We start from the raw sequence: 24501 nt of genomic DNA, 5'->3' as shown, positions 1-24501 counted from the left end.
GCGCCAGCCCCCGCCCGCGCCACCCGTCCGGTCACGACCCCACCTCCGCCCGGTCGCCCGTGCCGGCGGGCGCGGGGCCGATGGCCAGCGTGCCACCCGGTCCCGGGCCGATGGCCAGCGCCCCGCTCTCCACCGGACCGCCGAAGGGCAGCGCGGCGTCGGCGGGCACCAACCGCAGCGGGGAGGTGGTCAACCGGTCACCGGCCCGCGCCGGCAGGGTCAGCCGGAACTGGGCCCCCTGACCGGGCGCTCCCCAGGCCTCCAGCCAGCCGCCGTGCAGCCGGGCGTCCTCCAGACTGATCGACAGGCCGAGCCCGGTGCCACCGGTCTGCCGGGCCCGGGACGGGTCCGCCCGCCAGAACCGGTTGAAGACCAGCTTCTCCTCGCCCGGCTTGAGGCCCACCCCGTGGTCGCGGACGGTGACCGCCACCGTGGTCTGGTCGATGCCCAGCGTGATCAGCACCGGTCGACCCTCACCGTGCTCCACGGCGTTGCCCACCAGGTTGCGCAGCACCCGCTCGACCCGGCGTGGATCGACCTCGGCGATCACCGGCGTGGCCGGCAGGTCCAGCTCGATCGTCACGCCCACCCGCTCGCCGAGCCCGGCCAGCCGGTCGGCGACCCGGTGCACCATCGGCACCAGGTCGGTCGGCTCGGCGTCCAGCATCGCGAAACCGGCGTCGAACCGGCTGATCTCCAGCAGGTCGGTGAGCAACTCCTCGAACCGGTCCAGCTCGGCCTGGAGCAGCTCGGCGCTACGGGCCACCGCCGGGTCGAACTCGTCGCGCTCGGCGAAGATCAGGTCGGCGGCCATCCGGACCGTGGTCAACGGGGTACGCAGCTCGTGGGAGACGTCCGAGGTGAACCGGCGCTGCAACCGGGACATCTCCTCCAGCCGCAGGATCTGCCGCTGGAGGTTGGTCGCCATCTGGTTGAACGAGGCGGCCAGCAACGCCAGGTCGTCCTCCCCGTTGACCACCATCCGCTGGTCGAGCAGGCCCGCGGAGAGCCGCTGGGCGGTGCGCGCGGCCACCCGGACCGGGCGTACCACCAACCGGGTGACCAGGGCGGCCAGCAGGCCGAGCAGGAGCACCAGGGCGACCCCGGTGGCCGCCACGGTGGCCCGGGCGTCGGCGGCGGTGGCGTCCTGCCGGTCCAGCGGGACGAGGTAGTAGAGCTCCAACTGCCCGAACTTGGTGGGCACCGGCGAGCCGTAGACCAGGTACTTGCTGCGCTGGTCGGTGAGCCGGCCGCTGCGGATCTGGTGGGCGACGTTGCCGTCGGCCACGGCCGCGCCCAGCTCCGGGCTGATCAACGGACGGTAGTTGACGTCGGAGGAGCTGCGCGGCTCGATGATGCCGGTGTACCGGTCGGCGGTGAGCGCGACCAGCACCCCGTTGGTCTGCTGCGGGTCGCCACCGGCCAGGTAGTTGACCGTGCCCTCGATCGTCTCCTGGAGCTGCGCCTCCTGCGGCGTGCTGTAGAAGCTGAGCTGCTTGGCCGCGTAGTCGCTGCCGCTCTGCAGCCGCATCAGCACGTCGGCCTTGGCGTTCTCCACCAGGATGTTGGTGATCTTGTCGGCGATGAGGTAGGCGAACCCGCCGACCAGCAGGCTGGAGACGACCAACGTGATGCTGACCACCCGGACCTGCAGCGACCGCCGCCAGGTCTGGCGCAGACCGCCCACGAACCGGACGGACCACCCGGCCAGGCCGTGCCACAGCTCCCGCGCGGCGGTGCGCCGGCGGGGAGGCGGAGCGGAACCGGTGACGTTCGGGGAGGTGGTCACAGTCCGACCAGGTTATCCGGTGCCCGCCTTGTAGCCCACGCCCCGCACGGTCAGGATGATTTCCGGCCGCTCCGGATCCGGCTCGATCTTGGCCCGGAGCCGCTGCACGTGCACGTTGACCAGGCGGGTGTCGGCGGCGTGCCGGTAGCCCCAGACCTGCTCCAGCAGCACCTCCCGGGTGAAGACCTGACGCGGCTTGCGGGCCAGCGCGACCAGCAGGTCGAACTCCAGCGGCGTCAGCTTCACCTCCTCACCGTTGCGGCTGACGGTGTGCGCCGGCACGTCGATGGTGATCTGGTTGCCGGGCGGCCCGATGGTGAGCAGCTCCGGGGCCGCGTCCTCGCCCCGGCGCAACCGGGCCCGCATCCGGGCGACCAGCTCCTTGGGCTTGAACGGCTTCACCACGTAGTCGTCCGCGCCGGACTCCAGCCCGAGCACCACGTCGACGGTGTCGCTCTTCGCGGTCAGCATCACGATCGGTACGCCCGATTCACCCCGGATGGCCCGTGCCACGTCGATACCGCTCATTCCGGGCAGCATCAGGTCCAACAGCACGATGTCGGGACGGTTCTCACGGAACGCCGCCAGTGCCCGTTCTCCGTCGGCGACGAAGGAGGGCTGGAAACCCTCGCTGCGCAGCACGATGCCGAGCATCTCGGCGAGCGCGGGGTCGTCGTCAACCACCAGTACCCGGGCTCTCATGGGGGTTATGGTCCCATCCCTGTTCAGGTCGATGTGTTTACGTCACCCGGCACGGTACTGCGCGAAGCCGTCATCCGACACCCGACCCGCGATCATCACGCCGGGTGAGTCGACGAGCCGACACCGTACGCCGGCCCGGCGGGTCCGCCCCTGGCGGGTGGCCCGGCGACAGCGGACAATGGCCGGCGTGAAGGCATTCCTCCCCTGGCTGGCCGTACTCGCCGTGGTACTGCTACTCAGTGCGCTGCGGCTGCGTCCGCTGGCCATGGTCGTCTCGCTGACCTGGCTCGCCTGGTGCGTCTGGACCTGGGTACGCCCCGCCCGCCGCCGGGGCCCCTGACCTACGCACGGGCACCCCTGACCTACGCACGCACGGGCCGCTGACCGACGCCCGGGCCGCCTATGGACGCGACGCACGGGCCGGCAGTGGTCGGCCGGCCCGTGCGTCGGTGGAGCGGAACCCGGGGTTCAGTAGCGGTAGTGCTCCGGCTTGAACGGGCCGTCGGGCGAGACACCCAGGTAGGAGGCCTGCTCCTTGCTGAGGGTGGTCAGCTTCGCGCCGAGGGCGTCCAGGTGCAGCCGGGCGACCTTCTCGTCGAGGTGCTTGGGCAGCACGTAGACGCCGGTCGGGTACTCGTCGGTCTTGGTGAACAGCTCGATCTGGGCGATCGTCTGGTTGGCGAACGAGTTCGACATGACGAAGCTCGGGTGCCCGGTGGCGTTGCCCAGGTTCAGCAGGCGGCCCTCGGAGAGCACGATGATGGCGTGCCCGTCGGCGAAGCGCCAGACGTCGACCTGCGGCTTGATGTTCTCCCGGGTCACGTCGGAGCGCTTGGCCAGGCCGGCCATGTCGATCTCGTTGTCGAAGTGGCCGATGTTGCCCACGATGGCCTGGTGCTTCATCCGGGCCATGTGCTCGTTGGTGATGACGTCGTAGCAGCCGGTCGCGGTGATGAAGATGTCTGCGGTCTCGACCACGTCCTCCAGGGTGGCGACCTGGTAGCCGTCCATCGCCGCCTGGAGAGCGCAGATCGGGTCGACCTCGGTCACCACGACCCGGGCGCCCTGGCCACGCAGCGACTCGGCGCAGCCCTTGCCCACGTCGCCGTAGCCCATGACGACGGCCATCTTGCCGCCGATCAGCACGTCGGTGGCGCGGTTGATGCCGTCGATAAGCGAGTGCCGGCAGCCGTACTTGTTGTCGAACTTGCTCTTGGTCACCGAGTCGTTGACGTTGATCGCCGGGAAGAGCAGGGTGCCGGCCCGGTGCATCTCGTAGAGCCGGTGCACACCGGTGGTGGTCTCCTCGGTCACGCCCTTGATGCCGGCCGCGATCCGGGTCCACCGCTGGTTGTCCTGGGCGAGGCTGCGGTGCAGCACCTCCAGGATGACCGCGAACTCCTCGGAGTCGGCGGACTCCACCGGCGGAACGGCCCCGGCGGACTCGAACTCCGCGCCCTTGTGCACCAGCAGGGTGGCGTCACCGCCGTCGTCGAGGATCATGTTCGGGCCGGCCCCACCGGGCCAGTCGAGAACCTGCTCGGTGCACCACCAGTACTCCTGGAGGCTCTCGCCCTTCCAGGCGTACACCGGCACGCCGGCGGGGGCCTCGGGGGTGCCGGTCGGGCCGACCACGACCGCGGCGGCGGCGTGGTCCTGGGTGGAGAAGATGTTGCACGAGGCCCAGCGCACCTGCGCACCGAGCGCGACCAGGGTCTCGATCAGCACGGCGGTCTGGATGGTCATGTGCAGCGAACCGGTGATCCGCGCCCCGGCCAGGGGCTGCGCGTCGGCGAACTCCCGCCGGATGGCCATCAGGCCCGGCATCTCGTGCTCGGCGAGCCGGATCTCCTTGCGCCCGAACTCGGCGAGCGACAGATCCGCCACCCGGTAGTCGCCGTCGGCGAGGGTGCTCGGCCGAACCTCGGTCTGACCGCCGGTGGTGGCGGCCGGGAGGGTGCTGGTCATGAAGTCTCCTGTCGAACGATGTGCTGACCGACCCTCCACCATACGCGGACGGCGGACAGCGCACGGGGCGGTCGGCGTCGAACGGATCTCCCGTCCAGAAGCCGGCCGCCCCGTGCATCCCCCCGGTTTGGTTCCCCGCACGCTCTCGGACCATCGTCGCGATAACGCTGCGCACCCATAGGTTCGCACCCGGTGCCCGCCGAGTCAACTCATTCCGGAAATTTCGGATATGCGTGTCGGGCGATCTCCGCCGACCCCCGCCCGGCACCCCGTGCCGCGGTCAACCGGCGGTTGCGACGAACGCCTCACCGGTGCCGTGCACCACCAGCGGTCCGGCCACCGCCGGCCCCACCGCGGCCTGACCGGTACGCAGCCCGACCGACCCGGCCCCGTCGTCCACCCGCAACTCCCCCGCGACGCAGAGCACCACCCGTGGCCCCGGCACCGGCAGGCGGACCGTCGGCACCGCGGCTGCGACCTCGACCCGGTGCAACGCGAAGTCGTCCACCGGCACCGGCCACGTCGACACCCCCGGCGAGACCGGCCGGGGCGCCAGCACCGGCTCGTCGAGCACCTCGAACCGGAGCACCCGGACCAGCTCGTCGACGTCCACCCGCTTCGGGGTCAGCCCACCCCGCAACACGTTGTCACTGGCCGCCATGATCTCCACCCCGCAGCCGCGCAGGTAGGCGTGCAGGTTGCCGGCGGGCATCCAGATCGCCTCCCCCGGCGCCAGCCGGACATGGTTGAGCAGCAGCGCCACCAGCACCCCCGGGTCGGCCGGGTAGTCGGCCGCCAGGTCCCGGGCCAGCTCGGCGTCCGGGCCGGCCACCGGCGCCGCGAGCACCGCCGCCACCAGGGCCGCCCGCTGCCGGTCCGGCCAGGTCAACAACGTGCGTACGGCCGTACGCAGCCCGTCCGGCCCGTCCCGCAGGGCGGCGACGACCGGAGCCAACGCCGGTACGCCGAAAGCGGCGAGCACCTCGGCGGAGACCCGCGGATCACGGAACCCGCAGAGCGCCTCGAAGGGCGAGAGCGCGACCAGCAGCTCCGGCTTGTGGTACGGGTCGACGTAGTTGCGCGGCCCGTCGGCCCGCCCGGCCTCGGCGGCGTACCCGGCCCGGGCCTGTGCCGCGTCCGGGTGCGCCTGCAGGCTCAACGGCGCCGCCGCGGCCAGCACCTTGAGCAGGAACGGCAGCCGGGTGCCGAACCGCCGTACCCCCTCGCTGTCCAGCCAGTACGTCGGCTCGGCCACCAGCAGCTCGCCCAGGCTGACCCGGACGCCGTCCCGCTCCACCTCGGCCGGCGCACCGGGATGGGCGCCCAACCACAGCTCCGCCTCAGGACCGGCACTGGGCACCGGACGCCCCTGCAGGCGGGCGAGCGCCGACCGGGACCCCCACGCGTAGTCCCGGATCGGCCCGTGCAGCACCTCCACGCTCAGTGCTCCGCGACGCCCGGCGGATCGGCTGCCGGGCCCTGCTCGCCGCCGCCCGTGGCGGACCGGGCCGCCGCCGCGGAGTAGATGTCCGGTTCCAGGTAGATCACCCGGGCGACCGGCACCGCGGCCCTGATCCGCGCCTCCACGGCGTTGATCCCCCGGGCCAGCTCCTCGGCGCTCTCGCACGGCTCGACGGCGATCTTCGCGGCCACCATCAGCTCCTCCGGGCCCAGGTAGAGGGTCTTCATGTGGATGATCCGCTCGACCTCCGGCCCGTCGGTGACCGCCCGGGAGATCGCCGTGACGTCGGACTCCTCGGCCCCCTCACCGAGCAGCAGGCTCTTGGTCTCGATCGCCAGCACCACCGCGATGGCCACCAGCAGCACGCCGATCATCGCCGTACCGGCCGCGTCCCAACGACCGTCGTCGGTGGCCAGGGTCAGCCCCACCCCGAAGAGCGCGAAGACCAGGCCGATCAGGGCACCGAAGTCCTCAAGGAGCACCACCGGCAGCTCCGGCGCCTTGGCCCGCCGGATGAACCGGACCCAGGACTGACCGCCCCGGACCAGGTTGGACTCCCGGATCGCGGTGCGGAAGGAGAACGACTCCATGACGATCGCCGCCAGCAGCACGGCCACCGGCACCCAGTGCCAGGCGGTGATCGCCTCCGGATGCGACCACTTGTGGTACGCCTCGTAGAGCGCGAAGAGGCCACCGACGGTGAACAGCACGATCGACACGATGAACGCGTAGATGTAGCGCTCCCGCCCGTACCCGAAGGGGTGTTGCGGGGTGGCCGCCCGTCGGGCCCGGCGGCCACCGAGCAGCAGCAGACCCTGGTTGCCGGAGTCGGCCACCGAGTGGATCGACTCGGCAAGCATCGACGAGGAGCCGGTCAGCAGGAACGCGACGAACTTGGTGACCGCGATGCCGACGTTCGCCAACAGGGCGGCGATGATCGCCTTCGTCCCGCCGGAGGCGCTCACGCCGCCCCCGCCCCGGTGTCACCAGTGCTCACTGGTTGGCCAGCTCCTTCATCTCGGTGACGGCGGGTACCGCCATCGGGTCCAGACCGTGCGCCAGCGCGAGGTAGATCGAGGCGAAGTCCGGCACCGCCACCAGCGAGGCGAGCCGCTCCAGCGCGGAGCCACCCTCGGCGGTGACCACGTCGCAGCGCACCCCCCGCCGCTCGGCGAGGACCTGCACCGCGTCGGCCCGACGCTCCTCGACCGCCAACGGCTCGTCGGTGTCGTCCTCGGCGTTCAGGCCACCGTCGCGCAGCAGCACCAGCCGCAGTCGGGTGCCACCGTCGGCGGACTCGTCGGGGTCGGCGAAGATGTCCCGCTCCCCCTCGACCAGCCCACCGAAGACGCCGTCGAGCAGTCCCACCCGACCCCGGCCGGCCTCACCGAGCGCCCCGGTGACCACCGGGTACCGGGCGTTCGCCGACAGGGTGTCGCCGAAGCGACGGGCCGCCACGGTGGCCAGCGGGGACGAACCCCAGACGATCGGTACCGAGCCGGCCAGGCCCAGGGCCAGCGACTTCGCCGGGTTGACGAAGGACTCGGCGGTAGGCCGGCTCCGGTCCGCCTCGGCGTCCAGCCGCGCGGCCGTCTCCGCCAGGTCCGCCTCGTTGACCTTCACCAGGCCGAGCGCCCGGGCGGCGAGCAGCACCGGCACCGTGAGCGCCCAGAGGCTGGCCCGGGCCGGGGCCCGGCGGGGCACCGGCACGAACGGCGCCCGCGCCCGCTCGGCGACCGACTGGAGCTGCGAGTCGGGGGCGCCGACCGCGACCAGCCGGGCACCCCGGCGGTGCGCGGCCTCGGCGGCACCGAGCGCCTCGGGGCTGCGCCCGGAGGCGCTGACCGCGATCACCACGTCCGCCGCGCCTACCCAGCCGGGCACCCCGGCGCTGCGGTGCGCGATGACCGGGGCCGGGCAGCGCGGCCCGGCGACGGTGGCCAGCACGTCCCCGGTACGGCCGGCGGTGCCGATGCCGGCGATGATCACCGCGCGGGGCCGTCCCTCGTCGGCGAGCACCGACAGGTTGGCCTCGGCGGTCAGCGCCGCCGCCTCCCGGACCTGCGCACCGGCGCTGGCGGTGTGCCGCAGCATGCCACCCGGGTCGCGCTCGGCCAGCGCGTCCGGGTTGTCGAGCAGGGCCTCGTCGGGGTCCCGGCGTCCGCTGACCCCCGCCGTACCGTCGATCACGACCGCTGCTCCGGGCCGCCGCGCGCCTCGTCCAACAACAGCACCGGTACGTCGTCGCGGACCTCGAAGATCCGCCCGCACTCGGTGCAGGTCAACGTCTGCGCCCCGGCGTCGTAGTCCAACGGCGAGTGGTGTGTGTCCGGACAGGCGAGGATCTCTAGCAACTGCGGGTCCAGGGCCACGGCGCGGCTCCTTCCACGTGTGCGGTCTCACCGGTCGGCGGTGCCGACCGGCGCAGGGATCTTATCGACGTACCCGGTCGAGCACCTCGTCGCGGAGCGAGATCATCCGCTCCCGGGCCGGTGCCTCGACGTTGAGCCGCAACAACGGCTCGGTGTTCGACGCGCGCAGGTTGAACCAGGCCCCGTCCGGGAAGCGCAGGGTCAACCCGTCCAGCTCGTCGGCCTCGGCCTCCGGGTAGGCGGCCCGGACCTCGGCGACCTTCCCGGCCTGGTCGGTCACCGTCGAGTTGATCTCACCGGAGGCGACGTACCGCTCGTACTCCCGGGCCAGCTCGGACAGGGGCAGATCCTGCCCGCCGAGGGCGGCGAGGGTGTGCATGGCGGCCAGCATGCCGGTGTCGGCGAACCAGAAGTCCCGGAAGTAGTAGTGCGCCGAGTGCTCCCCGCCGAAGACGGCGTTGGTCCGGGCCATCTCGGCCTTGATGAAAGAGTGCCCGACCCGGGCCACCAGCGGCTCGCCGCCGTGCTCCCGGACGATGTCCGGGACGGCGCTGGAGCAGATCAGGTTGTGGATCACCACCGAACCGGGGTGCCGGGCCAGCTCCCGGACCGCGACCAGACCGGTGATCGCCGACGGGGAGACCGGCTCGCCGCGCTCGTCGATCACGAAGCACCGGTCGGCGTCGCCGTCGAAGGCCAGCCCGAGGTCCGCGCCGTGCTCGCGGACGGCCCGCTGCAGGTCGACCAGGTTCGCCGGGTCCAGCGGGTTCGCCTCGTGGTTGGGGAAGGTGCCGTCCAGCTCGAAGTAGAGCGGGACGATCTCCAGCGGCAGGGCCGGCAGGGCGGCGTCACCGAGCACGCTCGGCACCGTGTAGCCACCCATGCCGTTGCCGGCGTCGACGACCACCTTCAGCGGCCGGATACCGCTCAGGTCGACCAGCTTGCGCAGGTGGGCGGCGTACTCGGGGAGCAGGTTGCGCTGCTCGACCGACCGGGTCGGCTGCCCGGCCGCGCCGACCTCGCCGGCGTCCAGCAGCGCCTGGGCCCGCTGACGGATCTCGGCCAGCCCGCTGTCCTGGCCGATCGGGCGGGCACCGGAGCGGCACATCTTGATGCCGTTGTACTGGGCCGGATTGTGACTGGCGGTGAACATCGCCCCGGGCAGGTCGAGCGAGCCGGAGGCGTAGTAGAGCATGTCGGTGGAGGCCAGCCCGATGTCGATCACCGAGCGCCCCTGCGCCTGCACGCCCCGGGCGAAGGCGGCGGCGAGACCGGGGCCGGTGGCCCGCATATCGTGCGCCACCAGCACCGCGTCACCCGGCTCACCGAGGCCGTTCAGCAGTTGGGCGAAGGCGACGCCGAGAGCCTCGGCGACCCGCTCGTCCCATTGGTCCGGCACCGTCCCACGGACGTCGTACGCCTTCACAATCTGGGACAAATCAGCCACCGGTTCCACTCCTTCGCAGCAGGTCGTCAACGAAGCTGAGCGTATCGGAGTGGTCCGGCTCCACCCGGCTCAGTCGGGCAGGCGCGGCATGATCGTGGTCGAGTCGCCGCCCGCTGCCGGGCCCGCCGGTGGCGTACCGGTGGATCCGGCCTCGCCGGTCGGCTGACGCGGCACGACCGGCGGGTAGAGCCCGGCCTTCGGCAGACCCGCCTGGTACGGCGGCGGCGCGCCCGACGCGCTCGGCGGGGTTGCGGCGCTCGGCGGGGTTGCGGCGCTCGGCGGGGTCGACGGTGCCGGGCCGGTGGCCGGGGCCGGTGGGGCCCCGTAGACGTTGCCGGCCGGCCGGGGCGTCGGCGCGCCGTACACGGTGCCACCCGACGGCGTCGGCTGGCTCGGTTGCTGCCGCCCGTACACGCCGCCGGCCGCCGGCGGCGAGCCACCCGGCGGCACCGGCGCACCGGCACCGTAGGTGGTGCCGCCCGGCTTGCCCGGCAGCGGGAACGCCGGCCCGACCGAGGTCTCCTCCGCCGGCTCGGTCGACCTGCGGTCCGCCCGCGACCGGCGGACCAGCAGGATGATCAGCCCGAGCCCGAGCACCACCATGGCCACCCCGAAGAGCAACACCGGTGACATCCCACTGGAGGGCGCCGCCGCGAGGGACCCCGACCCGGCGGCGACCGTGGCCAGCGCCGGCGCGGCGGCGGGTGCCGCCGGCGGTGCCGCCGCCTCGGTGGTGGCGACCGCGCTCGGACTCGGCGTCGGACTCGGTTTCTTCGACTTCGACGGGGTGGGCGACGGCGTGGCGACGGCGGCGAGCCGACCACCGACCCGGGACGTGGTGGCGTCCTGGCCGATCGACCGGCCCTGCGCGGTGACCACCTGGGCGACCACCGTCAACCGGCCGGCGGGCGCCCCGGCGGTGAACGAGATCCGGTACCGCACCCTAGCACTCCGGCCCTCGCAGACCACGGGCCGGGCGGGCACGACGGTAGCGGTGCCGACGGCCCCGTCGCCGCCGGAAACCCCCACCGGGCCCCACCGTCCGCCCGCGTCGGCCTGCACCCGGACCTGGTCGGCCCGCAGTCCGTCGAGCCGCAACCCCAGCACGGTACGCACCTGCGCACAGCCCTCGCTGCGCTTGCGGACCTCCACGGTCACCGCACCCGGCGAACCACCGGCGCTGAACCCGTCCGAGGAACGGACCCGGACCGAGTCGTCGTCGGCGAAGGCCGGGGCCGCGCCGACGGCCACCAGACCGCCGAGCACCGCACTGGTCGTCACCAGGCGTACCACGTGCCGACGTACCGACATGATCACCTCACCGTGTCCGGCCCCGAGTTGGGCCGCCGGTCAGGCTACTACCGAGGCACCAGACGCGCTGTTCTCCCAGCCCCGCGCCTGTGGGCAGGGTACTCCGTCCGCCCGCGCCGCCCCGGCCCCCTCCCGCGCCGAGAAGATCAGCCGCAGCGCCCGAGTCGACCGTTGATCGTGCTCATGCGGTCCCGGCCTGAAGGGCGGGGCCGAGGAGGAGTCCACCGTCGATGACGTACTCCGAGCCCGTGATGAACGACGCGTCCGATGAGGTGAGGAACAGGAGAAGCCGGGTGACGTCGGTCGGCTCCCCGAGTCGGGGAACGGCGAACGGCTCGGGCGAGTAGAAGTCGCCGATTGCCGCGACCGCGCCGGCCGCCGGCTCGTGGATGAAGGGGGTCGAGATCACGCCGGGGTGGATGGTGTTCACCCGGATGTGGTCGCGACCGAGTTCGAGTGCCGCCGTACGGGTGAGGCCTCGCACGGCCCACTTGCTGGCGACGTACGGCGCGTAGTGAGCCGTGCCGCCCAGACCCATGATCGAGGCGATGTTGACGATGGATCCCCCTGCCGCGCGGCGCAGAGCGGGGGCTGCGACCTTGATGCCGAGGAAGGTCCCGGTGAGGTTGACGTCGAGGATGCGCGACCAGGTGGCCTGCTCCGTGTCTTCGATCGTCGCGGGCGGGTTCTGCACGCCCGCGTTGTTGACGAGCACGTTCAGGGCACCGAAGGCGCTCTCGGCAGCCACTACGGCGGCGGACCACGAACCCTCGTCGGTGACGTCGAGCGGGGTGAAGCGAGCGCGGCTGCCGAGCTCGGCGGCGAGAGCGCCACCGCGTTCGGCGTCGATGCCGCCGATCACCACGTTCGCCCCCTCGGCGTGGAAGGCGCGTACGTGGCTCGCGCCCTGACCGCCGGCCCCACCGGTCACGAGCACGGTCTGGTTGTCGAAGCGGGGCATCAGCTGCTCCTCGGTACGGGGGTGGCTGGCCGGGATCACCAGAGATGAACGGCGGCCAGTGGTGAGCCGACCGACTCACCATCACTGGATGCTAGGTCGACGGCAATGGTGAGTCAAGCCACTCACCTCGTATGCTCGGTCCCATGAGCAGGGTCGTGCCGACGTACCACCAGCGCGTCGCCCAGGAAAAGCGCGCGCTGATCGTGACGGCCGCGACCGCACTGTTTCTCGAGTTGGGCTACGACCGGACGTCGCTGGCGCGGATCGCCGAACGCTCGGGCGTTTCGCGGGCCACCCTGTTCAAGCAGTTTCCGAGCAAGGCCGCCCTGTTCGACGCCATCGTGGCCGAGTCCTGGTCGACCGCCGACGAGGTGGATCCGCCGCCGGCAGGCAACGTCGTCGACGGGCTCAGCATGATCGGTCGCCGTTACGCCGAGCTACTGGGCCGCGCCCAGATGACCGACCTGTTCAGGATCGTCATCGCCGAGCTGCCGCGCTTCCCTGAGCTGGCCCATGCGCAATTCTCGCAGGGCAAGATGCCCTACTTCGAGTCCGTACGCAGCTATCTCCTGGCTGAGCACGAGGCGGGAACGGTACGGGTCGAGGACGTGGAGCTCGCCGCCACCCAGTTCCTGGGCATGATCTCCAACTACGTCTTCTGGCCGGCGCTCCTGGTGCCGGGCTGGGAGGTGAGCGCCGAACGCGTCGCTCAGGTGGTCGACGAGGCCGTCCGCACCATCGCCGCCCGGTACGCGACACCCGGACCGGGGCCGTCGACCGACGGCTGACGTCCCCTGTGCACCTCGGGGCTCATGACGGCGACAGGGCCAGACCGGGGTCAGCTCCGGGCTTGCCGTCCCGCTGCAACTGCTCCTCGAACAGGACGAAGGTCTTCCGCCGAATCCCTCGCACGAGTTCACTCTCCCGGTCGGTCAACTGGCGCGACTCCCCTGCGGCAACCGAAATGATGGCGTCGATCGTTTCGTACAGCGCGAAGATTGGCCCATCGCCTTGCAGGTAACGAGCACGGGTACGTTCCGTCAACTGCACAAAATCATCCGGGTTGAGTGAACTGACCTCACCCCCGACGGCCAGCAAGACGTCGGCGACAAGGTCGTCCGCAGCCTCCCACCCGCCCGAGTCGACGGAGAGACGCCAAGCCGTCAAGCCACCGTCCGGCCCAGCACCGACCTTCAAAGGTCGTTTGAAGTACGAGAAGTACGCCGGCAATACCAGACCTGGCATCTCTCTCATCCCGGCAACTCTCCATTCAGTGTTGACTGAAGGGCTCGCCAGAAGAACTGCTGTTCCTGCGCGAGAACAGCGTTCCAGACGGCCCGCTCTACCTGTGACAGAGTACGTCCCTGCTCTTTGGCGATCGCAATAAGGTCACGTCGCACTTTGTACAAGGCATGCTCCCATGATGCAACCTCATCGAGCGCCAGCAGATGCAGGCGAAACTCAGCAACATGCCCTCGGCTCGTCCGAATCATCATTTGGATGTCCCGGTATCCACTACTCTGAGGGTTTCGGAATCGATCGTCGAACGCTACGATTTCCACACCGACATCCACCTTGAGTAAGGCGAGCGTGGCATAGAGATCCATCAAAGAACTGAAGCTAACCTTCCCTGCTGCAAGGTCAGTCAACTGGGATGCATCGCCGTCGTACTTTGCGACCTTGTCTTCGGCTCGTTGTCGATCCTTGGGCCGTGGACGCCCCTCTGCTCGGGCGTCGAAGCGAGCATGAGCAGCCAGTCTCTCAGCGATTGCGTTGACCTCCTGCTGCGCAAGGCTGGCCTCCACATAGAGTTCATCAAGATACTGACGCCGATACTCGGGATCTGCACGCCTTCGTAAGTCGAAACCCAGCTGCATGGATTCTTGATCAGAACAAACAAATGAATCGCTTATTCGGATCTGATCCTGGGTCAGCGGCGTTGGTTGCGCCTGAGGATCCGCAATATCCGTCGCATCAACGCCCTCTGCCACCAGGTGGGTAAGAGACGAGACGAGCACGTCGACAGCCTGCGGCTGCCCGGCAAGGTGGTGCCACGTCAACGGCCTCGCAGCTAGAGAGCGGCACAACTCAGGCACATCGATGATCAGGCGTGCCAGATCAGGAGAGGACAGCAACCGCATGAACAACTCTTGACCAAATCCGCTACCACCCTGCGACGGAACCTGTTCGAAATCTGCAAACATCTTCTGGACAGCAGGTTCCCGGAAGAGCGCTGCCACATCCTTCGCATCCGACTCGTTCAGCATCGGCGCGAGTCGCCTCAGCGCCTTTTCGCTCAACTCCGAAATAATTTCAAGGGACGTTACACCGGCGACAAAAGCAGCTTCTAGATCAGATGCGGATGCCACGCCTTCTCGCATCGGCATCGATCCAGACAGTGGGCTTAAATCGTTTTGGAATGGCTCTGGCGGTGTGGTCGAGCCGGGGCCGTTGAGCAGGTGGAGGCGGTTGAGGTACGGCTCGCCGTACCCCTGATTCTGTGGTGCGGGTGGATGGTGCGGCAGGTCGGGCTGCTGGCTGTGCCAACCGCGTTGCAGGCCACCGAGGGGCATGGGCCGGCCGTCCGGGGCGAGCACCATGACGTCGATGCCGACGACGTTGTGCGGGTTCGTGGCACCGTTGTGGCCGTACAACGGGCGGTCGCTTACCAGGTTGGTCTGCGGGTCGAGGTAGAGCACCGTGCCGTTCTGGTTGAGGGCGGCCCAGATGTGTGAGCCACCGCCCTCCCAGTCGGTGATGACGAAGGCGAAACTGCCGTGTCCACCGAGGCGAAGCTGGTCGTGCAGGTTGCGGTAGGACTGGTCCACCGCGTACGCCACGGTCATGGGCTGGGTGTTCGGCGGGGTGCAGAGGCGCTGGAAGCGGCCACCAGTCGCGGTTTCGGCGCGCCCGGGGCCGTCCGCCTCACCGCCCAGCGGCGACCTGATGTCACCCTCGGCGTAGGCGTCGAAGGTACGGGGCGCCGACACCCTGGGACGACCGTGCATCCAGGTCTCGTAGAGCGACAGGGTGCAGTCGAGGCAGTTGATGCCCCGGGTCGGGTCGGCCTGTGGCCCGCCGTCGTTGGCCAGCGCGAACCATCCACCCCGGCGAGGATCGGCGGTACGCAGCACCCGGCCCTGGTCGTCGCGCGGCATCTGCCGTTCCAGGTCGGTCTGGTGCAGCGCCAACGGCGGACGGAGTCCACCCCGGACACCGTACGGGCGGGAGCGGTCGATCGTCGGCGGACGACCGTCACCGGTGAGCGCCGACCGGTCGTCGGTCTCGACCGCGCCGGTCGCCAGGTCGGCCACGTCGTCGTTGATCCGCTGGAAAGCCGACTCGTCGTCGATGCGGACGGAGTGCGGCTTGACCGTCCCCGCCAACACCGCCTCAGCGAGATCGTGATGTCGATAGCTCTCGCGGAACCAGGCATCCGCCGCGCCGTTCCATGCCCTGGCGGCCTTGACATCGCCAGCGACCTTGAGGCCCCGGGCATGGTGGTAGTACTCGCGCCCCCTCCGTTCGTTCTCCTGGGCCAGCCCTCTCAGTCTGGCCGCCTCGTCGGTCCGCCGGTTCTCCTCGTACCAGGCGCGTTGCGCTTCGAAGTAGCCCTGGTAGCGGCGGCGGTCGAGGCCTTCTCGTTCGACGGCCCACTTGGCGGCGTACCACTGCGGGGTGCGTGGTTGCAGGTGGGCCAGGTCCTGCCGGTCCGGGTGTGGTGCCGGATCCGGCGGGGCCGTCGGTGGGCCGGGGTTGAGGGGCTGGGTGACCGAGCTGTGCCTGGACCGATAGACCGTGCCGGGAACAGGCGACACCCCCGTTGCCGGGCCGGTGCTCACCGGTTGCGCCACCCCATCCGGCGGGATCATCGGAGATGGTGAGACCACAGAGGCCGCCGGCGGGGCCGCCGTGGAAGTGGCGGCCGCCGGGGCGACGGCACCGGTCACCGGACCGGCAGACGAGGTGTGGCTGCCCGTCGTGACACCGGGCTCGCCCGGCCCGGCGACGGACCCAACCGACGGCACCGACGACGCCAGCGATGAGGACGGTGCAACTGTCGGTTCCACGAGCACCGAAGACAGGGTGGGGCTGGTCACTGGTCCGGTGGCGAGACGAGGGTCGCCCGGCACTTCCGGCTCGGCAGGTGCAGGGACGTCACGGTGGTCCACCACCGACGGCGCTGCCTCCAGCCTCGACGACGGTGAAGCGTCGGGCGGGGCGGGAACCACCGGACCGGACGCGATGGTCGGGATACCCGAGGACGGGTCGGCCGGCAGGTCGGCGGTGACGCCCGCGACCAGGTTGGGGGCACCGGCCGTCGAGTGTGGCGCCGGGTCCGCCGTCGAGGTAGGACGGCTGTCGGGTGGTCCGGAGACGAGGGCGGCCCGGCCTTCGACGACCGGGGCCGACGCGGCCTGCGACAGGGCGGCGTCTGGAGCGGAGCCCGCGCGTGGGAAAGGGATGCCGGTGGGCGCCGGGTCGCCGTCCGTCGCGGGAACGGTCACCCCCTCGGGGTACGCCGGAGGCGGTGCACCGAGGTTCGGCGGGGCGGCGGAGTTGCCGGCCAGGGCGCTGAGGCGTCCGTCGAGGCGGGCGTGCAGGGCGGCGTCGGCCTGGCCGGTGGCCGATCCCCGGACCCCGGAGGCTGCGGCGCGGGCGGCGTCCTGCCCGGACGTGAGCCCCTGCCCGGTGGCGAGGCTGGCCGCGTTCTCCGCGATCACCTCTCCGGCCATCGACCTGCCGACATGCTCGCCGATCCGGGCCGCCCGCCCGCTGAAGTGCCGGCCCAGGAAGGCCGCCGGCGCGGCGGCACCCCCGGCGAACCCACCCACCGCCGAGGCACCGACGTCCGCCACGTCCAGGCCGTGCCGACGACCGGTGGAGTTCTGGTACGCCTGGGTGGCCAGGGTGATGCCGCTCTCCTCGGCCGCCTCGAAGGCACCACCGACGGCCGCTCGCCGGGCCAGCCCTCGCGCACCGCTGCGGATCGTCTCCTTGGCCGCCCGCTCGCCGGCCTCCCTGAGCCCGTGCTTGAGCCCCTTGCGGGCCAGTTGGGCGATCAGCCGCCGGAAGATCTGCTGGACGACCACCCGCGTCGCGGCGATCAGCGGGGCGGCGGCCGGTGATGCCGCCCCGGCGGTCAGCACCGTCACCGCGGCCAGGATGGCCAGCTCGGTCACGAGGATGCCAAGCTCGATCCAGACCTCGATCTTGGCGCCCTCGATGTCACAACCACACTCCTCGACCAGCCGGCCGAGATCCTGAGTGACCGCCAACAGCACCGGCAGCGGAGCGTCGTCGCCCTCGGCCACCCGCCGCCAGGCGGTGTCGAACGCCTCGGCCACCGCCCCGAGGCCGCCGTACCCGGACCGCACCTCGGCTGCGGCGGCGAACGCGTCGGCACGCGGACCGGCCAACGCCGCCGCCACCCCGTACCACTGGTCAGCAAGGTCCCAGACGGCGCGTTCGTTGCCGTCGGGCCACTGGACACCGACCACCCAGTCCAGGGCCTCGTACACCCAGCCCGGCAGCTCCCACGGCGAGAACTCCAGCGGATGCGGGATCGGACTCGGCAACAGCGTCACGAGGGTGGCCTCCGACGGTCAACGGTCGAGGTGGCGCTGGTCCGGGATCCGATCGAACCGTGCGGCGTTACCGACGTCCGTGCCGACGTTGGCCTCCACCGACCGGACGGCGTCGCCACCCAGTCCTTCGACCCGGCGTCCGACGCCCTCCCAGGCCCGCAGCACGAGCTCCTCGATGCCGCGGTAGCGCTCTTCGAAGGCGGCGCCGATGTCGTCGTTCCCCCAGGGGCGTTTCGCGCTCGCCGCCGCGATCCGACCACCGGTCTGTCGCCGCCTCGCGCTGATCGCCGCGCCGGCCGACGACAGGTCCGTCGCACCGCGGCGGGCCCGGGACGGATCGAGCCACAGGTGCCCCTCAGCCATGCTGGCCCCGCTCTCCGCGCTCGACGGCGGCGTCGGCCCGGCGCAGCAGCGCACCGAAATCACCGGAACGGAGGAAGTCCATCGTCCCGGAGCTGGCCGGCAGGTAGCCGGCGACCAGGTCCTGGGTGGCGGCTGCCGCGTCGGCGGTCGCCTGGCGCACCGTCGCGGTGATCTTCCGGCTGAGCGCGGCGGCGTCCCGGTCCCGGTACACGGTCTGGTCGAGCTCGATGCCGAGAACCTCTCCCCGCGCGCCCACGGTCGCGGTCACCTGACCGTCGTCGGAGCGTCGGGTGACCCGCAGCTCCGCCAGCCTGACCTGGAGGTCGTCCAGACCGGACCGGAGCTGTCGGTACTGCCCGTAGACGTCGTCGAACCGGGCCCGCAGCGCCCGGTTGGCATCCCGGTCCACGCTCTCGACCACCGCCACCTCCCGTCACGATCAGTAGGCCAGACCATACCGGGTGCCACGAATCCTGTGGGTCCGGTAACTTCAGCACGGTGATCGACCGTCAACAGGCCGAACAGCTCGCCGAGGCGTGGGCGCGCCGGGACTCGCAACGCCTCGGGTACGAGTGCACTCCGCTGGTCAGCGAGTTCGACCTGGGTTACGTCATCCTCACCACGGTCTCCACCGAGGCGTCCACCGTCCCGGGTGACCTGCCGACGATCGTCCTGGACAAGGAGAGCGGCAAGGTCTCCACCTGGCCGCGCGTCCCCACCCACGTCGTCGAGGACATGTACCGGCGCAGCAGACCAGCCGGTCCGACCCCGCCGACCACCGTGGACCCGGCCAGCCAACTGCTGCGCGAGGTCCGCCGGCTGCCCATCCCGGGCGGTGCCGCCCACCTGACCCTGGACGGCCACCTGCACACCGCCGGCGGCGCCAAGGGCGACGTCGCACTCCACCACCACCCGTTGGTCCAGGCCTACCTGGCCGAGCTACCCACCGGCCACCTGGTACGAGGTGGCGACCGGCACGCCGAGCTGATCGTCGTCTCCGACGTCCTGCACCAGTACGACCACGAGCGCACCACCAACGGGCAGCCGCCGCTGACCTTCGACGCGGTCCGCGCCCTGTTCGAGGCCGCCCGGTTCGAGACGTACCGCATCCGCGAACCGCACGACCCGGCCGGTGGTTCCGCCGAGCGCCCCTGCGATTCCTGCGTCAACTTCCTGGTCCACTTCAACCTGTTGCCCTGGTCCGATCTCGCCTTCACCCGGGAGTGGCATCCCGATCCGGCACCCGACCCCGAGCCGGGCCGTTTCGCACCGGCGGTCTCCCATGCGCTCGTGGCAGCCGGTTGGCAACCACACTTCGGTGACGAGGTGATGGCGGCGGCAGCCGTCAGAGACGTCATGGCGGTAGCCGGCACGAATCACCGTCACCAGGCCTTCCCGGCGGTGATGGCGGTGCTCACCGCCTTTCCCGCTCTGGTGGGTGCGCGACGTGGTGCCGGTGCCGAAGTGTGGATCTCGCGGTTCGACATCCGACCCCATGCGGTGACGCACAGTGCGGACACGCTTGCCGACTTCGCCGCGGTGCTCGGGGCCCGGCTCTTCCCGATCGGCTCCGAACAGCAGCACAGCATCCTCGCCGTCGACGAACACGGCCGCATCTTCGCCCTCGACCAGGGCGGTGAGTGGTTTCTCGGCCAGGACATCGACTCGGCCCTCAACACCCTGCTGCTCGGCCACGCGCCCACCCGGGTACGCGACGACGGCACCTGGTGACACCCGGCGGCAACGGAACGGCAGCGACCCGCCACGATCGGCGGACCGGCACACCGAACGAGCAGGCCGAATGATGCAGATATCTGATTGAGCGGCATCTCCGCACTGTCCACACTGGCCCTATGGTCTCCCCGGCTTGGCGCACTCGACGGGCCCTCCTGATCGGCGGTTGCGCGGTCACGCTCGGCGTCGCCGCGGCGTTCTGGGGCCTGCGAGGGGTGGAGGTGCTCGGCTGGCTGGCCGGCATCGGCAGCTTCGTGGCAGCCGTCGCGTTCGTCGCCAACGGCACCGGTGGCGAGGGTGGACGGCCGGGGCACAGTTTTCGGGCCGGGATCGGCGCGCGGATCCGCCGGATCCTGCTCGCCGACTCCGGTGCCGGGCACACCTTCACCGCCGGGCTCGGCGCCACCATCGAGGATGTCCGGGTCGCCGGGCCAGCACCAGCACCAGCACCGCACGAGGTACGCCCACCGCAGGTGGCGATCCAGCGGGTCCGGGTGGTCGACGGGCTGGTCGGGCGGGACGAACAGCTGGCCAAGGTCATGGCCGGTATCCGGGGAGGCCACGGGACCTTCGCCGTCCTCGGCGGTCAGGGCATGGGCAAGACCTCGTTCCTGAGCCTGCTGCGCGTGGCCGTCCGGCGGGACCTGCCGGACGTGGTGCTGATGCCCACCCGGGCGGACATGACGGCGGAGCCGTACGGGTTGAGTGAGCTGTACCGGGGGCAGTACGGGTCGGCGACCACCACCGGCATCTCCGCGTTGGTGCTGGAGAAATCGGCCCAGCTCCTCGGTGACCTGGTGCAGGACCTGGTGCCGCAGTTCGGCGGGTTCGTCCTGGCGACGGAGGGCATCCGGGGGACGGCGAACTCGGTGATCGTGCAGAACACGTTCGCCGCGAGGTCGTGGGGGTCCGTCTCCGACGCGCGGATCGACGTGAACGTCAGGGACGAGAGCCCGGTCGAGCGGTTGCGCCGGGCGCAGCGCCGGATCGACGAGGCGTTCCTCGCCGACTGGCGTACCTTCCTGGCCGGCCGGCGGGCCGTGCTGATCCTCGACGGGTTCGAGACCTTGATCGACGACGCGGTGGGGCAGTGGTTCGTGGCGTTCGCCGCGCGCCTGCCGGACACCGTCGTGGTGTTGTCGCTGGTGCCGCGCGAGTACGCCGAGCACGGCCGGCGGGTGCTGGACCCCGATCTCGTCGAGAACCTGCCCCGGTTCACCGTCGCCGAGACCCAGGCCCACCTGGCGTACCACTTCGGGGATCGGGCCGGTCGGCGCCTGGCGGAGCTGGTGGTGGGCTTCACCGGCGGTCACCCGTACGGGCTCAAGCTCGTCGTGCAGTTCATCCACGCCCACGTCGACGAGGCGTTGGACCCGGATCGCCTGCGGGAGTTGCTGTCCCACCTGTCCGACGACGGCGACCCGCGGGTCGACGAGCTGGTCCGGGCGGTGATCCGGCCGGAGCGCAGTCCGGACGTGTGGCGGGTGGCCCAGGTGGCGTCCCTGTTGAACAGCTTCGACGTGCCGATGCTGCTGGATCTGCTCGACGGCGAGGAGCTGGCCGGCGACGCCGAGCGGGTGGGCCGGGCGGTGGGCCGGATCGAGCGGCTCGGCCTGCTCGACCCACTGCCGGTGGCGGGACGGTTCCGTCTGCACGACTTCGTCCGGCCGGCGATCGCCTCGGCCGTGCGGAGGTTCCAGCCGGCCCGGTGGACGCACCTGCACCGCCGGGCCGCGGCCTACTACTACCGGCAGGTGGCCGCCGTGGAGGAGAAGACCACCACGGTATACGGCTCCTGGTTCAAGTACGAGAACGCGGTCTGGCAGATGTACGAGGCCGAGTGGCTGTCCCACTCCGCCCAGCTGCCCGACGAGCGGCAGGTCACCCGGATCCAGTTCGTCGTGTTGTTCCTCAAGGCGTTCTGGTGGTGGGGCCTCTACATCACGTTCTCCTTCTGCCACCAGCTGCTCGACAGCTGGCAGCGGGCGGCCCGGACCGGGCTGGACCGGGACCTGCTCGACGAGGTACGCCGCTTCCACCAGCACTATCCCACCGGGCCGGACAAACCGACCGGCGCGCACTGGACACAGGCCCGCCACGCGCTACGGGCGATCGGCGAGCTGTGCGGGGTGCACCACGGCTGGCGGGATCCGGGCTCTTCCGCCGAGGTCCAGGAGCTCCGCCGGCAGGCCTGGCTGTACCTGCGGTTGTTCACCGCCCACACCTACTGGTACGACCGCCGGTTCGCCGCGGCCGAGGCGACGTACGGGCAGCTGGAGCCGGAGTTCCTCGACCTGGCCGACGAGTGGATGCTCGCCTGGCTCTACTACGAGTGGGCCCAGGTCGGGTGGGACGCCGGCGACCGGCGGGCGGCCGCGACCCGGTGCCGGCGGTCGAGCCACTGGCTCCGCCAGCTCGTCGCCGACGAGGAGATCGAGTCGGAGTTGTTGGCCAACGTGCACCGGCTGCTGGGTGACCTGCTGCACGAGTCGGACCCGGTCGCCGCCGCCGAGCAGTACGGCCAGGCCGTCAAGCACGCCTTCGTCTTCCACCGGATGGACAACGTGCTGGACGGTTCGGTGAGCCCGCCGGACGACTACACCAGCCAGTTCTACACCGAGATCACCTTGCGGGCGGCGGCCCGGGCGGTCGGCTGGGATCAGCTGCCCCGCCGGGCGGAGATCCTGGCGGCCCTGGTCGAGGCGACCGCCGGTACCCCGCCGGAGGTCCTCGACGTGGGACCCGGTCCGGACACCCCGACCGACCGGGTGGCGGCTCAGCTCTTCCCCCGGGGACCGGAGCCGGCGGAGTTGTACCGGCGCTCGGGGCCGTTCACCGATCACTGGGGCGAGGTCGTGGACCGGCTGGACCTGGATGCCCGGGCCGAACTGGACCGGATCGACCAGCTCGCCGACGAGCTGTCCGGCGACGGCCCGACCGGTTGACAGCACGGGGACCCGGCCCGACCGGCGGCCGGAAGCAGCCGGGGGCTACCCCTGCTCCCCCGGCCGGCGGGTAGGCACGTCCAACAGGGGCACCTGCTCGTACCGGTCGAGGGTGAGCGGGGCCAGTTCGGGCCCCTGGCCTTCGACGGCGGTCAGCAGCGCGTCGAGCTCGGGGTCCTGGCCGGGCCCGGTCCCCTCGGCCGACCGGTAGTAGTCGGTGACGAACGACCGCACCATCGCCGCCGGCACCGGGCCGGCCATCGGCCACCCGGCCAGCAGCAGGCCGGGTTCGCGCCGGGCGTCGGGGCGTACCCGGGGTTGGGTGAAGGGTACGGGCAGCAGGCCGAAGCCGGCCCGCTGGTAGAAGCGTAGGCGGGCGGTGGGGTCGCCGAACTCGCCGGCCGGGTGCAGCCGGGGGTCCTCCACCTCGGCGAGGACCACGTCGGAGCCGCAGCGCTCCCGCCAGGCCGGCAGCAGGTGCGCCAGTAACGCGCCACCGACGCCGCCGCCCCGGATACCCGGCCGGACGGCCAGGTAGCTCAGCAGCAACACCCGGTCGAAGGGGTCGGCCACCACGGCGCCGACCGGCGACCCGTCGTGGGTGGCGACGCCGACGAGGACGGTGTCGGACTCGGTGACGACCTCGAAGGAGTCCAGTTGGTCCGGCGGAAAGCTGGGCGCGAGGATCTCGGTGTAGGCCCGCCGCAGCAGCGTGGCGTCCGGCTCGACGGAGAGATCGACCAGCTGGATCCGCCCGATTGCCGCGTCGACGGTCGGGGGCGTCATCTGCACATCGTGGGTCGTGGGGCGGGCCGCCCGCAAGGGGTACGCCGATAGCCAGCCGTACGGCTGAGCCCTCGCCGGGGGTCAGTGGTGGGGAGGGATCACCCGCAGGTGGCCCCGGCGGCCGGTCTGCGGGTTGGTGGGGGCGCGCTCGTCCTCGGCGGGCGGGCGGGGCGCGGGGCGGGCGGCCTCCCGGACCGCCTCGGCCAGCGCCACCAGGTCGTCGGTGGTGGGCGGCGGGGGCTCGAACTCGCCCTCGTGTCGGACCACGTCCCAGCCCCGGGGGGCGGTGAGGCTGCGGGCGTGCGGCTCACAGAGGTCGTAGGTGTGCGGCTCGGCGAACGCCGCCAGCGGCCCGACGACCGCTGTCGACTCGTGGTAGACATAGGTCAATGTGGCGACCGCTTGCCGGGGGCAGGCGTTACGGGAGCAGCGCCGAGGTGACCTCACGGCGGCAGGGTATCTCCATTACCGGGTCCGGCGCACCGGTTCGCGTTGCGACACGCCCGTCTCCGTGATCACAATTCGGAGCCGCCCGGCCCGGATCAACCCCGGCACGCCAGGTCGTGGCCGCAGTCGCGGGCCAGGCCGTGGTGGGGGCTACGCTGGCCGCATGACGAGCCCGGAACACCGCCGCCCCGGCTCCGGTCGCCGTACCCATCGGGATCGGCACGGGCGTGGGCTGCGTGGACGGCTGGTGCCGGCGACCGTCCCGTTGGCGCGTACCAAGGCCGAGGTCTTCGACGATCTGGTCCTGGACACCGTGGAGGCGCTGGAACGGCGGTTCGCCAAGGAGTTGGCGGGGGTCGAGTTCGCGGTGGAGGACGTCCCACCGGATCTGAACGTCTACGACTCCGACGTGCTGGAGGACGGCGAGGTGCCGTTGGCCCGGTTGCTGCCGGGGCGCCCCGGCCGGCAGGAGATGCCGCCCCGCATCGTGCTCTACCGGCGGCCGCTGGAGTTCCGGGCCATGGACCGGGAGGATCTGGCGGATCTCGTCCACGACGTGATCATCGAGCAGGTCGCCAACCTGCTGGGCGTGGACCCGGACGAGTTGGCCTGAGCCGGGCGGCCCC

The 24501-nt window shown here is 71.4% G+C and carries 21 protein-coding genes; 5 read left to right on the top strand and 16 right to left on the bottom strand.

All coding sequences use genetic code 11. The features are described from left to right. Positions 1-31 precede the first annotated feature (31 nt). Positions 32-1711, bottom strand: a complete 1680-nt coding sequence (gene mtrB, locus GA0070617_RS06645; protein ID WP_091446009.1) for an MtrAB system histidine kinase MtrB — start codon at positions 1709-1711, stop codon at positions 32-34. Positions 1712-1801: 90 nt separating this feature from the next. Continuing rightward, positions 1802-2491, bottom strand: coding sequence for an MtrAB system response regulator MtrA (gene mtrA / locus GA0070617_RS06640; RefSeq protein WP_091434935.1), 690 nt, complete (start codon positions 2489-2491; stop codon positions 1802-1804). A 187-nt stretch (positions 2492-2678) separates the two neighbouring features. Between mtrA and GA0070617_RS30420 the strand changes: the two genes are divergently transcribed. Beyond that, the gene (locus GA0070617_RS30420) at positions 2679-2831 is read left to right on the top strand and encodes a hypothetical protein (RefSeq protein WP_175440454.1); all 153 of its coding nucleotides are present in this window, start codon (positions 2679-2681) and stop codon (positions 2829-2831) included. 128 nt (positions 2832-2959) lie between these two features. Here GA0070617_RS30420 and ahcY read toward each other — a convergent pair whose 3' ends face one another. The 8 genes from ahcY to GA0070617_RS06600 all read right to left on the bottom strand — a co-directional run bounded on the left by ahcY (position 2960) and on the right by GA0070617_RS06600 (position 12012). Further along, positions 2960-4459, bottom strand: a complete 1500-nt coding sequence (gene ahcY, locus GA0070617_RS06635; RefSeq protein ID WP_091434934.1) for an adenosylhomocysteinase — start codon at positions 4457-4459, stop codon at positions 2960-2962. A gap of 280 nt (positions 4460-4739) precedes the next feature. Next, a complete protein-coding gene (manA, locus tag GA0070617_RS06630) occupies positions 4740-5897 on the bottom strand; it encodes a mannose-6-phosphate isomerase, class I (RefSeq protein WP_091434932.1) in 1158 nt (385 codons plus the stop codon). 2 nt (positions 5898-5899) lie between these two features. Continuing rightward, a complete protein-coding gene (locus GA0070617_RS06625; protein WP_091434930.1) occupies positions 5900-6886 on the bottom strand; it encodes a cation diffusion facilitator family transporter in 987 nt (328 codons plus the stop codon). A 28-nt stretch (positions 6887-6914) separates the two neighbouring features. Beyond that, a complete protein-coding gene (locus GA0070617_RS06620) occupies positions 6915-8111 on the bottom strand; it encodes an SIS domain-containing protein (RefSeq protein ID WP_091434928.1) in 1197 nt (398 codons plus the stop codon). Beyond that, positions 8108-8293: a Trm112 family protein gene (locus GA0070617_RS06615; protein ID WP_091434926.1), complete on the bottom strand. Its 186-nt coding sequence runs from the start codon at positions 8291-8293 to the stop codon at positions 8108-8110. The genes GA0070617_RS06620 and GA0070617_RS06615 overlap by 4 nt, the downstream gene beginning before the upstream one ends. 61 nt (positions 8294-8354) lie before the next feature. Then, positions 8355-9740, bottom strand: a complete 1386-nt coding sequence (locus GA0070617_RS06610; RefSeq protein ID WP_091446007.1) for a phosphomannomutase/phosphoglucomutase — start codon at positions 9738-9740, stop codon at positions 8355-8357. Positions 9741-9809: 69 nt separating this feature from the next. Continuing rightward, complete coding sequence (locus GA0070617_RS06605; RefSeq protein WP_175440453.1) at positions 9810-11051, bottom strand: hypothetical protein; 1242 nt, start codon at positions 11049-11051, stop codon at positions 9810-9812. Between the two features lie 181 nt (positions 11052-11232). After that, positions 11233-12012 carry an SDR family oxidoreductase gene (locus tag GA0070617_RS06600; RefSeq protein ID WP_091446005.1) on the bottom strand — a complete coding sequence of 260 codons (780 nt, stop codon included), beginning with the start codon at positions 12010-12012 and terminating at the stop codon, positions 11233-11235. 155 nt (positions 12013-12167) lie between these two features. Here GA0070617_RS06600 and GA0070617_RS06595 point away from each other — a divergent pair, with 155 nt between their 5' ends. Then, entirely contained in the window at positions 12168-12800 is a 633-nt protein-coding gene (locus tag GA0070617_RS06595; protein ID WP_229688125.1) for a TetR/AcrR family transcriptional regulator, read from the top strand. Positions 12801-12822: 22 nt separating this feature from the next. Here GA0070617_RS06595 and GA0070617_RS06590 read toward each other — a convergent pair whose 3' ends face one another. The 4 genes from GA0070617_RS06590 to GA0070617_RS06575 are packed head-to-tail and all read right to left on the bottom strand — an operon-like array spanning position 12823 to position 18384. Next, entirely contained in the window at positions 12823-13266 is a 444-nt protein-coding gene (locus GA0070617_RS06590; RefSeq protein WP_091434924.1) for a hypothetical protein, read from the bottom strand. Then, the gene (locus tag GA0070617_RS06585; protein WP_091434922.1) at positions 13263-17600 is read right to left on the bottom strand and encodes a toxin glutamine deamidase domain-containing protein; all 4338 of its coding nucleotides are present in this window, start codon (positions 17598-17600) and stop codon (positions 13263-13265) included. The genes GA0070617_RS06590 and GA0070617_RS06585 overlap by 4 nt, the downstream gene beginning before the upstream one ends. Positions 17601-17618: 18 nt before the next feature. After that, positions 17619-17963 (bottom strand): hypothetical protein, encoded by a 345-nt coding sequence (locus tag GA0070617_RS06580; protein ID WP_091434919.1) that lies wholly within the window; start codon positions 17961-17963, stop codon positions 17619-17621. After that, positions 17956-18384, bottom strand: a complete 429-nt coding sequence (locus tag GA0070617_RS06575) for a YbaB/EbfC family nucleoid-associated protein (protein WP_091446001.1) — start codon at positions 18382-18384, stop codon at positions 17956-17958. Before GA0070617_RS06575 ends, GA0070617_RS06580 begins: the two co-directional genes overlap by 8 nt. A 77-nt stretch (positions 18385-18461) precedes the next feature. Here GA0070617_RS06575 and GA0070617_RS06570 point away from each other — a divergent pair, with 77 nt between their 5' ends. Both GA0070617_RS06570 and GA0070617_RS06565 read left to right on the top strand, forming a co-directional pair. Then, positions 18462-19694 (top strand): SUKH-3 domain-containing protein, encoded by a 1233-nt coding sequence (locus GA0070617_RS06570; RefSeq protein WP_091434917.1) that lies wholly within the window; start codon positions 18462-18464, stop codon positions 19692-19694. 122 nt (positions 19695-19816) lie between these two features. Next, entirely contained in the window at positions 19817-22642 is a 2826-nt protein-coding gene (locus GA0070617_RS06565; protein ID WP_091434914.1) for a hypothetical protein, read from the top strand. A 45-nt stretch (positions 22643-22687) separates the two neighbouring features. Here the strand turns inward: GA0070617_RS06565 and GA0070617_RS06560 are convergent, their stop codons facing one another. Continuing rightward, positions 22688-23428 carry a GNAT family N-acetyltransferase gene (locus tag GA0070617_RS06560; RefSeq protein ID WP_091434912.1) on the bottom strand — a complete coding sequence of 247 codons (741 nt, stop codon included), beginning with the start codon at positions 23426-23428 and terminating at the stop codon, positions 22688-22690. Between the two features lie 81 nt (positions 23429-23509). Next, positions 23510-23875, bottom strand: a complete 366-nt coding sequence (locus tag GA0070617_RS06555) for a DUF3499 domain-containing protein (RefSeq protein ID WP_091434910.1) — start codon at positions 23873-23875, stop codon at positions 23510-23512. 163 nt (positions 23876-24038) lie between these two features. Between GA0070617_RS06555 and GA0070617_RS06550 the strand changes: the two genes are divergently transcribed. Further along, positions 24039-24488, top strand: a complete 450-nt coding sequence (locus tag GA0070617_RS06550) for a metallopeptidase family protein (RefSeq protein ID WP_091434907.1) — start codon at positions 24039-24041, stop codon at positions 24486-24488. Positions 24489-24501: the final 13 nt, after the last annotated feature.

Source organism: Micromonospora yangpuensis (assembly GCF_900091615.1).
GTDB lineage: Bacteria > Actinomycetota > Actinomycetes > Mycobacteriales > Micromonosporaceae > Micromonospora > Micromonospora yangpuensis.
The sequence above is the reverse complement of the archived record's forward strand: the minus strand, read 5'-3'. Positions and strand labels throughout refer to the sequence as shown.

Bases quoted from the DNA above. Each gene is read 5' to 3' on its own strand.
- GA0070617_RS06550 (WP_091434907.1), top strand. From the start codon at position 24,039: ATGACGAGCCCGGAACACCGCCGCCCCGGCTCCGGTCGCCGTACCCAT.
- mtrA (WP_091434935.1), bottom strand. From the start codon at position 2,491: ATGAGAGCCCGGGTACTGGTGGTTGACGACGACCCCGCGCTCGCCGAG.
- GA0070617_RS06605 (WP_175440453.1), bottom strand. From the start codon at position 11,051: ATGTCGGTACGTCGGCACGTGGTACGCCTGGTGACGACCAGTGCGGTG.
- ahcY (WP_091434934.1), bottom strand. From the start codon at position 4,459: ATGACCAGCACCCTCCCGGCCGCCACCACCGGCGGTCAGACCGAGGTT.
- GA0070617_RS06600 (WP_091446005.1), bottom strand. From the start codon at position 12,012: ATGCCCCGCTTCGACAACCAGACCGTGCTCGTGACCGGTGGGGCCGGC.
- GA0070617_RS06560 (WP_091434912.1), bottom strand. From the start codon at position 23,428: ATGACGCCCCCGACCGTCGACGCGGCAATCGGGCGGATCCAGCTGGTC.
- GA0070617_RS06590 (WP_091434924.1), bottom strand. From the start codon at position 13,266: ATGAGAGAGATGCCAGGTCTGGTATTGCCGGCGTACTTCTCGTACTTC.
- GA0070617_RS06565 (WP_091434914.1), top strand. From the start codon at position 19,817: ATGGTCTCCCCGGCTTGGCGCACTCGACGGGCCCTCCTGATCGGCGGT.
- GA0070617_RS06580 (WP_091434919.1), bottom strand. From the start codon at position 17,963: ATGGCTGAGGGGCACCTGTGGCTCGATCCGTCCCGGGCCCGCCGCGGT.